Source organism: Gallibacterium genomosp. 3 (assembly GCF_001678475.1).
Taxonomy (GTDB): Bacteria; Pseudomonadota; Gammaproteobacteria; order Enterobacterales; family Pasteurellaceae; genus Gallibacterium; species Gallibacterium faecale.
Genome location: NZ_JTJR01000033.1, coordinates 1 through 10,638, shown reverse-complemented (window position 1 = coordinate 10,638; position 10,638 = coordinate 1). Strand labels below are relative to the sequence as shown.

The 10,638-nt window shown below is 37.1% G+C and carries 7 protein-coding genes; 3 read left to right on the top strand and 4 right to left on the bottom strand.

What is annotated here, in order from left to right:
• Positions 1-109: 109 nt before the first annotated feature.
• Positions 110-1,198: an iron-sulfur cluster carrier protein ApbC gene (gene apbC / locus QV06_RS07955; RefSeq protein ID WP_065237675.1), complete on the bottom strand. Its 1,089-nt coding sequence runs from the start codon at positions 1,196-1,198 to the stop codon at positions 110-112.
• A 227-nt stretch (positions 1,199-1,425) separates the two neighbouring features.
• On the opposite strand from apbC, the gene metG reads away from it, so the two are divergent.
• Together metG and rsmC are read left to right on the top strand one after the other, a co-directional pair.
• Positions 1,426-3,459 carry a methionine--tRNA ligase gene (metG, locus tag QV06_RS07950; RefSeq protein ID WP_065237672.1) on the top strand — a complete coding sequence of 678 codons (2,034 nt, stop codon included), beginning with the start codon at positions 1,426-1,428 and terminating at the stop codon, positions 3,457-3,459.
• Between the two features lie 82 nt (positions 3,460-3,541).
• A complete protein-coding gene (gene rsmC, locus QV06_RS07945) occupies positions 3,542-4,540 on the top strand; it encodes a 16S rRNA (guanine(1207)-N(2))-methyltransferase RsmC (RefSeq protein ID WP_065237674.1) in 999 nt (332 codons plus the stop codon).
• A 33-nt stretch (positions 4,541-4,573) separates the two neighbouring features.
• Here rsmC and hemH read toward each other — a convergent pair whose 3' ends face one another.
• The 3 genes from hemH to ydiJ are packed head-to-tail and all read right to left on the bottom strand — an operon-like array spanning position 4,574 to position 9,044.
• Positions 4,574-5,545 carry a ferrochelatase gene (hemH, locus tag QV06_RS07940; RefSeq protein ID WP_065237671.1) on the bottom strand — a complete coding sequence of 324 codons (972 nt, stop codon included), beginning with the start codon at positions 5,543-5,545 and terminating at the stop codon, positions 4,574-4,576.
• Positions 5,546-5,547: 2 nt separating this feature from the next.
• Positions 5,548-5,979, bottom strand: a complete 432-nt coding sequence (locus tag QV06_RS07935) for a hotdog fold thioesterase (protein ID WP_065237670.1) — start codon at positions 5,977-5,979, stop codon at positions 5,548-5,550.
• A complete protein-coding gene (ydiJ, locus tag QV06_RS07930) occupies positions 5,979-9,044 on the bottom strand; it encodes a D-2-hydroxyglutarate dehydrogenase YdiJ (RefSeq protein ID WP_065237673.1) in 3,066 nt (1,021 codons plus the stop codon). Before ydiJ ends, QV06_RS07935 begins: the two co-directional genes overlap by 1 nt.
• 379 nt (positions 9,045-9,423) lie before the next feature.
• Between ydiJ and ompA the strand changes: the two genes are divergently transcribed.
• Entirely contained in the window at positions 9,424-10,467 is a 1,044-nt protein-coding gene (ompA, locus tag QV06_RS07920; protein ID WP_065237668.1) for a porin OmpA, read from the top strand.
• Positions 10,468-10,638 lie beyond the last annotated feature (171 nt).

Sequence of the window (10,638 nt, the reverse complement as noted above, 5' to 3'; positions counted from 1 at the left end):
ATTTTGTCTACTATACCAATAGATACCCAAACAAAATTCCCCATCAGTTGATTAACTTCTGATGGGGAATTTGTTTTTATAGTGTAGTAATAAGTGGGTTTATGTCAGCTTATTTAACCTCACGGATCATAATTTCTGCTGGGATGGTTTCGCCTTGCCAATAAAGTTCAGCTGCAACAGTTTGTGCAAGATTGAGGAATGCTTGAGTGATTTCGTGATCTGGTGCAGCCACAACAGTTGGTTTACCTTGATCTAAATCTTCACGTAAGCGGATATGTAATGGTAATTGACCAAGAAGTTTAATTTGATATTTCTCGGCAACTTTTTCAGCACCACCCGTACCAAAAATCGCTTCGTGGTGTCCACAGTTGGCACAAATGTGAACGCTCATATTTTCAATAATGCCTAATACAGGTACAGATACGCGCTTAAACATAGAGATACCTTTAATTGCATCTAGTAATGCAATATCTTGCGGGGTTGTTACTACTAAAGCACCAGTAACAGGAATTTGTTGTGACAACGTGAGCTGAATATCACCTGTACCTGGCGGCATATCAATAACAAGATAATCTAAATCAGTCCACCAAGTTTCGTTTAATAATTGACCTAATGCACTGCTTGCCATTGGACCACGCCAAATTGTGGCACTATCGGCATCCATCAAATAACCAATAGAATTAGATTGTAATCCGTGAGCAACAATTGGCACCATATGTTGGTTATCAGGTGAGGTTGGGCGTTGTCCCTCAGCACCCAACATATAAGGGATAGATGGACCATAGATATCAGCATCTAAGATCCCAACTTTTGCACCTTGTGCTTGCAGTGCTAATGCGAAATTAACGGCGGTAGTAGATTTACCCACGCCCCCTTTACCTGAAGTCACCGCAATAATGTTTTTCACACCATTCACGGCTGGTTGATTATTAGCTCGTTTTAAGGTAGCGATTTGATATTGGAGAGTCCATTTTACATCGCTTACATTAGCAAGTTGTGCAAGTGGCGCAGTGAGTGCATTTTTTAAATCAGTAAAGCCACTATTCCAAGCAAATGGCACTGTTAAGGTAATCTGCAATTTGTTATCCGCTAAAGAAAGTTTTTTTAGTGCTTTTAAACTTAATAAGTCTTTTTGTAGAGTAGGGTGTTGGAATTGTTGGATTTTTTCAGTAATTTGCTGTGCAAGTGTTTCGTCCATATTGGAAAAAGTAAAAGTTAACTTACTCATTGATCCATCCTTTTTAATTTGTAGCGATTAAATTTGCCCGCTTATTTAACCACGCAAGTAAGCAACTGTTAAGCGAAAAGTCACTTAAAGTTTGAAAGTTACTCGATGGCGTTACTAAACTGGAAAAACAAAGGGTAATGGAGTAACATTAGCCGTTATTTTTAAAAATAGAAAAATAGTTTTAAGAAGGAAAATTTATGTCTAGTAGCCGTCACATACTTGTTACTTGTGCATTACCTTATGCTAACGGTCCAATTCACTTAGGTCATATGCTTGAACATATTCAAGCGGATATTTGGGTACGTTTCCAAAGAATGCGTGGGAATGAAATCTATTTTGTTTGTGCAGATGATGCGCATGGTACGCCTATTATGTTAAAAGCGGACCAAATGGGAATTTCCCCAGAACAATTAATAGCAGATGTGCAGCAACAACATATCTCTTCTTTTGCTGGTTTTAATATTAGTTACGATAATTACTATTCTACTCATAGCCCAGAAAACCAAGAACTTTCAGGAGTTATTTATAACAAATTAAAAGAGAATGGTTTTATTAAAAGCCGCACTATTTCGCAATTATTTGACCCTGAAAAAGGAATGTTCTTACCAGATCGTTTCGTAAAAGGAACCTGTCCAAAATGTAAGGCAGAAGATCAATATGGTGATAATTGTGAGGTGTGTTCAGCGACATATAGCCCGACTGAATTAATTAATCCACGTTCTGTGGTGTCAGGTGCAACACCTGTATTAAAAGAATCTGAGCATTTCTTCTTTGATTTACCTGTATTTGAAGAAATGTTAAAAGGATGGATTAAGTCTGGTACTTTGCAGCCAGAAGTCTCTAATAAAATGATGGAGTGGTTTGAAGCAGGTTTGCAACAGTGGGATATTTCACGTGATGCACCTTATTTTGGATTCGAAATTCCAAATCAGCCAGGCAAATATTTTTATGTATGGCTGGATGCGCCAATTGGCTATATGGCTTCATTTAAAAATCTTTGTTCACGTAAAGGGATTGATTTTGATCGTTTCTGGAATAAAGCAAGTACGACAGAACTTTATCACTTTATTGGCAAGGATATTGTCTATTTCCATAGCCTCTTTTGGCCTGCTATGTTAGAAGGTGCTGGCTATCGTAAACCGACTAATATCTTTGTACATGGCTATGTAACTGTCAATGGCGAGAAAATGTCAAAATCACGTGGTACCTTTATTCAAGCAAAAACTTATTTAGATCATCTCGATCCAGAATGTTTACGCTATTACTATGCAGCGAAACTCAGTAATCGTATTGATGATTTAGATTTGAACTTAGAAGATTTCGTCCAACGCGTGAATAGCGATATTGTGAATAAATTAGTGAATCTAGCAAGTCGTAATGCAGGATTTATTCAAAAACGTTTTAGTGGTAAATTAGCAGATCGTTTACATGATGAAGCGCTATGGCAAGCATTCTTCCAGCAATCGGAGCAAATCGCACAATATTATGAAAATCGTGAGTTTAATAAAGCAATTCGTGAAATTATGAATTTGTGTGATAAGGCGAATAAATATGTTGATGAGATGGCACCTTGGGTAATTGCAAAAGATGAAGCTCGTGAACAGGAGTTACATGAAGTTTGTTCAATGGGAATTCAAATGTTCCGTGTGTTAATGGGATTCTTAAAACCAGTATTACCACAATTAGCAGAGCGAGCAGAGGCATTTTTAAATGATCAATTACAGTGGGCAAATTTAGCAACACCACTGCTTGGTCACCAAATTGCCCCATTTAAAGCATTATTCAGTCGTTTAGAAATGAGCAAAATTGATGCATTGATTGAGGCATCTAAAGCAGAAAATGCAGCAGTTAATGCGCCAGCGAAAACTGCGCCAGCTGTGAATAGTGAGATTGCACCAATTGCAGAAACGATCTCGATTGATGATTTTGCTAAGATTGATTTACGAGTCGCTAAGATTGTAAAAGCAGAAGCTGTACCAGAAGCAAATAAATTGGTGAAATTGACTTTAGATATTGGCAGCGAAACACGCCAAGTTTTTGCGGGAATTAAAGCAGCGTACAAACCAGAAGAGCTTGAAGGACGTTTAACGGTGATGGTGGCTAATTTAGCACCTCGTAAGATGAAATTTGGTGTGTCAGAGGGTATGGTGTTGGCTGCAGGACCAGGTGGTAGTAATATTTTCTTATTAACACCAGATCAAGGTGCAGCGCCGGGAATGCGAGTGAAATAAGATAAGTCATAGTAAAAATAGCGATCTTGGTATCGCTATTTTTATTTTTTATAAAATAATAAATATAAGGAATATTAATGTGATCCTCACAGCTGAAAGCCAAGTATTAATGCGCCATTTAGCATTATTTGCTGAAAAACACCTATTATTTTTAGGCAATGTTCAAGATGATTTCCCAGTAGAGTGTCAAAAATATGCACAGCAAGCTCGTGTTGTTAGCAATTATTTTGATTATGTTAATAAAACGAGAGCAAAAGCAGAGTTTTCTTTAGAAGCACAATCTCAAGGTGAAGATTGGATCATTTTTTATTGGGGAAAAAATAAGCAAGAATGCCAATTTCAACTACTACAAATTTTGTCACAAGCCAAAGTTGGACAAAGAGTATTAATTGTTGGTGAAAACCGCGGTGGCGTACGTTCAGCAGAAAAATTTTGTGCTAAATGGGGAACAATCGCTAAGATTGATTCAGCTCGCCGTTGCAGTTTGTATCACTTTGAACTAGATACGGTACCTGAATTTTCATTAGCAGCTTGGTGGCAACAATATCAATTACCAATGGGTAATGATTTACATATTTACTCATTACCAGGGGTATTTAGTGCCAGTGAGTTAGATCAAGGTACAGCTCTATTATTAAGTACATTAGATCAAACCGTGCAGGGTAAAGTACTTGATGTGGGATGCGGTGCCGGGGTAATTGGTAGCTATTTAAAACAGTATTATCCACAAATTGAATTAGTGATGGCGGACATTCATGCGATGGCGATTGCTTCCGCGCAAGAAACCTTAAAACAGAATCAGTTAGAAGGAAAGGTTATTGTGAGTGATGTATTTTCAGCGATTACCGATAAGTTTGATTTAATTATTTCTAATCCGCCATTCCATGCTGGAATTGATACTGCCTATCATGCGGTAGAGAGTTTAATCCGTGAGGCAAAACATCACCTTAATGTGGGTGGGAAATTACGGATTGTGGCTAATGCATTCTTACCTTATCCAGATTTATTGGATCATTACTTTGGCTCGCATCAAGTATTAGCGAAGACAGGGAAATTTAAAGTTTATCAGGTGATTAAGTAATAAGATGTCGGATTTTATATCCGACACCTTTGTTTACTTTAATTTTTCTCTAATTAACTGATACAACAGTTCAATATGCAGTTCATTTGCATTTAATGCTGGAATATAACGATAAGATTCACCGCCTGCTTGTAAGAAAACTTGTTTGTTTTCTTCTGCAATTTCTTCTAATGTTTCTAAGCAATCAACAGCAAAGCCAGGACAAATTACCGCTACTTTCTTAATGCCTTGTGCTGGAAAAGCACGAAGTGTTTCATCTGTATAAGGTTGTAACCAGACTTCTTTACCAAAACGTGATTGATAAGTAAGTGTCCAATCTTGCTCAGTTAAGTTAAGGCGTTCAGTAAGTGCTTTAGCCGTTTGTTGGCAATGTTGAGGATAATAATCTCCTTCTTGTTGATAACGTTGAGGAATACCATGAAAGGAAATCACAAGATGCTCATCATTGGCTAACGGTTGCTGCTGTACGGCTTTAGCGAGTGCTTCAATATAGAGTGGATGATCTTGATATGAAAAAATGAAGTCAAAAGGTAACAACTGACGCCGATGTTTTAAGGCAGTATGAAAGGCATCTAGCACAGAAGCGGTAGTTGTACTGCTATATTGTGGATAGAGAGGTAATACAATCAGATGTTCAACTTTCGCTGCATACAACTTATCTAATGTAGAATTGATTGATGGGTTGCCATAAGTCATCGCTAATTCAACTAGAATATCTTGATCATTTTGCTGAAAGCGTTGCTGTAATGCAGCTTGTTGTTGCCGACTAATTGCAAATAATGGTGAACCTTCAGTTTGCCAAATCTGTTGATAGAGTTTAGCCACACGAGGTGCTCGTTTAGGTAAAATAATTGCATTAAGTAATAACTGCCATTGCCAACGAGGTAAATCAATTACACGAGAGTCTGTTAAAAATTGACGTAAATAACATTTCACCGCAGGAACAGTAGGCTCATCGGGCGTACCTAAATTAACAAGTAAAACACCAATTCGTTTTGCTATCACAATTATTCCTTATTTTGATCTAAAACGGCTAAAGTTAAACGGCTTTGACAACACAAGCGTTGTTGTGAATCGGAGATATTAATCTGCCAAACGTGTAATGTTCTGCCAATATGTAATGGTGTCGCACGGGCAGTGACACGTTCTCCTAATTTCATTGCTCGTAAATGGTTGGCGTTAATTTCTACGCCAACAATACCTTTATTCTCTTCACAAGCACAAAAACCAGCATAAGATCCCACTGTTTCCGCTAATAAGGCGGAAGAACCACCATGCAGTAACCCCATTGGTTGACAGTTGCGTTGATCAACGGTTAGTGCAGCTTCCATCCAATCATCACCATAAGCGACAAATTCGATACCAAGTTGTTTAGCTGCGGTATTTTTGTTTGCTTGATTAAGATCTTCTAGCGTAAATTTCTTTTTCCAAATTTCCATTAATTTATAATCTCCAACAGTCCTTGTAATGGGTGTTTACTGATTTGATGTTGCATCCGCTTAATTTGGCTGCGGCAAGAGTAGCCAGAAACTAAGCAATATTGTAAATCTTTATCTTGTAATTTTTTTGCCCAAGAGAGTTGATAAATCTCTTTAGAGGTTTCTTCATGTATTGTTTCATGTCCAAATGTTCCTGCCATACCACAGCAACCGACTTGCACAATCTCCAGTTGTTCACCAAATTTAGCAAATAGTGTTTGCCACGCTTTGCTGCTATTTGGCAATAAACTACTTTCTGTACAATGCGGGAATAAATACCAAGTACGTTGATTATCAGGATTTGCTGGTTGTTTTTCTGTGGTAGCTAAAACTTGAGATAACCATTCTTGTGAAGTTAATACTTGGAAGTTACCTCGTTTTTCACCTAATACTTGACGATATTCATCACGATAGGAAAGCACTACGGCTGCATCTACCCCCACTAAAGGTACGCCCAATTTCGCGATTCGATTTAATACTTCGGCTTGCTTCGTTGCGGTTTTACTAAAGCGTGCTAAGAAACCTTTTACGTGTTGCGCTTTACCGTTTGGTTTAAATGGCAAAACAATAGGATCAAAGTCTAATTTTTTGGTTAAGCGTACAAAATCAGCAACAACTTTGGCATCGTAAAAAGAGGTAAATGGATCTTGTACAATAAAGATCATCTTTTCACGTTGGCTAAGCGGAAGTTGCTCTAATTGTTCTAACGAACGATTTTGATAATGAATTTCTACTAATTGTTTTTGTAAGGATGGAACAGAAAGTTGAGGTAAAGCGACCATTCCAATATATTTACGAGCAACTTTTTCTACTAATGGATGCGCTGTCACAGCATTAAAAAAAGCAGGTGCTTTTGCCATTAATGGCGCAACATTTTCTACATTAGCGACAACATAATCTTTTAATGGACGAGGGTAGCGGTGGTGGTAAAGGTATAAAAATTTTGCTTTAAAGTCAGGGACATCAATTTTAATTGGGCATTGACTTGCACACGCTTTACAAGATAAGCAAGTATCCATTGCTGCTTTAACTTCATGAGAAAAATCATCTTGGTGTTTTTTCGAAAAGCGATTACGCAATTTTTCTACGAGATCAGTAAGCTTAATTTGGCTTTGATTAAAATCTAATTGTTCGGCAGAAACATTTGCATTGGCAAGTAAACGTAACCATTCACGTACTAATGCTGCGCGACCTTTAGGAGAAAAAACACGATTACGGCTTACTTTCATAGATGGACACATGACACTATCAACATCAAAATTAAAGCATAAGCCATTACCATTACAGTTCATTGCACCACTAAATTGATCTTTAATTGCGATTGGGATTTGGCGATCGTAATCAGCCCGCATTGGTGAAAGCACTTCAAACAATTTTGTATCTGAATTTAATGGGGTACAAATTTTACCTGGATTTAAGCGATTTTCAGGATCAAATAATGCTTTGATTTGTTGTAACACTTGCCATAATTCTTCGCCAAAAAATTGACGGCTATATTCACCTCGTACGCCTTTACCATGTTCTCCCCAAATTAAACCACCATATTGTTGAGTTAAATTGGCGACTTGGTCAGAAATAGATTTAAATAATTTTACTTGTTCAGGATCGCAGAGATCTAATGCAGGGCGGACGTGCAATACACCTGCATCAACATGACCAAACATACCATATTCAAGATGATGCTTGTCTAATAAGGCGCGAAAATCAGCAATATAATCGGCTAAATTTTCTGGTGGAACACAAGTATCTTCAACAAAAGGAATCGGTTTAGCTCGTCCTTTTGCATTACCGAGTAGCCCTACTGCCTTTTTACGCATAGCATAAATTTTTTCGACAGAAGCTAAATCAGTACAAACTTGATAACCAATAACATCATTTTGTTGGTTAGCAATTTCTTGATCTAATCGCTGGCATAATTGGGCAACTTGCTGTTGTTGGAATTTTTCATTATTGCCTGCGTATTCAATAATATTAAGTCCAAGAATTGGAGAGTTTTCATCTTCTTTTAATAAATCAGAAACAGAATGCCAGATAATATCCTGTTTTGCTAAATTTAAAACTTTAGAATCAACGGTTTCAACAGACAGTGCTTTTGCTGCCACCATCGCAGGAGCATGGCGAAGCGCTGCATCAAAAGAGCGATATTTAATATTAATTAATGTGCGGTATTGCGGAATAGGTAATAGATTCAATTTAGCTTCACATACGAAAGCAAGAGAACCTTCTGAACCTGTCAGAATACGGCTTAGATTAAATTTAGAAAGTTCAGCATCAAAGACATGATTAAGATCATATCCCGTAATAAAACGGTTTAACTGAGGCAGTTGGGTAAGAATTTGTTCACGATGCTGACGACATAGTTGGGCAACTTGTTGATGAATATGTTTGCCAGTGTGAGATAGATTTGTTTGTTCAAGATTATCCGTAAAATTATCACAATTTATCGCTTGGGTATCGAGAATATCACCATTAATTAACACAGAACGTAAGGCAATGACATGATCAGATGTTTTACCATAGAGTAATGAACCTTGTCCTGAAGCATCAGTATTCACCATTCCCCCAATAGTAGCACGATTACTGGTAGAGAGTTCTGGAGCAAAGAATAGACCGTGAGGCTTTAAAAAACGGTTTAATTGATCTTTGACAACACCAGCTTGTACTCGCACCCAATGTTCTTTCACATTTAACTCAAGAATTTGATTCATATGGCGTGAAAGATCAACGATGATGGTACTATTCAGTGATTGACCATTTGTTCCTGTACCACCACCTCTAGGCGTAAATTTTAGTGATTTAAATTCTTCGCGTTGAGCAAGTTTGGTTAATCTGACAATATCAGCTACTTCTTTAGGGAAAAGAATGGCTTGTGGTAATTGTTGATAAACACTGTTGTCAGTTGCGAGAGAGAGTCGATCTGCATAATGATAAGCAATGTCACCAAGGAAGCCTTGTTGTTTTAATTGGGTAAGATATTGATTTACTAAGGGATCAAGTTGTTGTTGACTCGCTAAGTAAGGAATCATCATGAATAAGCCTCTTGTATTATGAAATTACGGGAACAAATGAAATTCTAATACTAGCACTAAAAAAAGAGAATTCAGAGAGGGAATACTCGGTTAGGAGTAGATCTCAGCAAAAAAATTTAAAAAGAGCACGAAAAAAGGAAATTAAAGGAAAGAAAAAGGTGAGTGTTGGTGTAAATTTAGGCTTAAAAAGAGCATTTTTTATACAAAAATAGAATAAAGGTTTGATTTTATCTTGATCAATAGCGATAATATGCGTTACCAAATAAGTGAGCTGGATCTCATTTATTTTGGGGAGAGGTTGATGTTTACCATGTCTTTTATGTAAATACAAACCTCAAAATCTAAATATAGATAATAAATTCAAGAGGATTTTATAATGAAAAAGACTGCAATCGCATTAGCAATTTCAGGATTAGCATTCGTATCAGTAGCACAAGCAGCTCCTCAAGCAAATACTTTCTACGCTGGTGCGAAAGCTGGTTGGGCATCATTCCACTATGATGTGAATCAATTTGATAATGAAAATGGTGGTCCATATGGTATCCATCGTAATTCCGAAACTTATGGTGTATTCGGTGGCTATCAAATCACTGATAATTTTGCTGTTGAAGCAGGTTATGACTTCTATGGTAAATTAAGAGGTCATACAGGTGATTCTGTACGTGCAAGACATGTAGCTCATGGTTTAAATCTTAGCTTAAAAGCAAGCTACCCAGTAGCTTATGTTGATGGTTTAGATGTTTACGGTCGTTTAGGTACAGCATTAATTCGTTCTGACTATACTCGCCATGTTGATGGAGAAAAAGTTGTATCTGCTCATAAATTAAAGGTATCTCCAGTATTTGCAGCAGGTGTTGAATATGCGATTCTTCCACAATTAGCAGCGCGTTTAGAATATCAATGGGTTTCTAAAGTGGGTAAAGTAGAAGGTAAATCATATAGCCCAAGCATTGGTTCTGTATCTTTCGGTCTTTCTTATCGTTTTGGTCAAAATGAACAAGCTCCAGCAATGGAAGTTGTTAATAAGAAATTTGCATTAAGTTCTGATGTATTATTTGCTTTCGGTAAAGCAAACTTAAGACCAGAAGCAGCGCAATCATTAGATAACTTACAACAAGAACTTTCTAAAGTTGGCACTTTATCATCTGTTGAAGTTGCTGGTTATACAGACCGTATTGGTTCTGACAAATATAACTTAAAACTTTCTCAAGACCGTGCTAACACTGTAGCTAACTACTTAGTTTCTAAATCTGTATCTCCAGATGTAATCAAAGCAGTAGGTTACGGTGAAGCTAACCCAGTAACTGGTAACACATGTGACGCAGTTAAAGGTCGTAAAGCATTAATCGCTTGCTTAGCACCAGATCGTCGTGTTGAAGTTTCTGTAAGTGGTCAACACCAAACAACAGTTGAAAAATAATTAATTGATTATTTTTTGATGTAAAAATCCTAGCCTAGGCTGGGATTTTTTTCCTATAAGTAAAAATGGGTGTAGTAGACAAAATGGTTGCTGATTTTAAAAAAACTACACCAAGTGGACAAAGTGGTTGCTAATAATTATTTTCTAAGATCATTAGCAACTCTTTTTATT

Bases quoted from the DNA above. Each gene is read 5' to 3' on its own strand.
- ompA (WP_065237668.1), top strand. From the start codon at position 9,424: ATGAAAAAGACTGCAATCGCATTAGCAATTTCAGGATTAGCATTCGTA.
- apbC (WP_065237675.1), bottom strand. From the start codon at position 1,198: ATGGACGAAACACTTGCACAGCAAATTACTGAAAAAATCCAACAATTC.
- QV06_RS07935 (WP_065237670.1), bottom strand. From the start codon at position 5,979: ATGGAAATTTGGAAAAAGAAATTTACGCTAGAAGATCTTAATCAAGCA.
- metG (WP_065237672.1), top strand. From the start codon at position 1,426: ATGTCTAGTAGCCGTCACATACTTGTTACTTGTGCATTACCTTATGCT.
- ydiJ (WP_065237673.1), bottom strand. From the start codon at position 9,044: ATGATTCCTTACTTAGCGAGTCAACAACAACTTGATCCCTTAGTAAAT.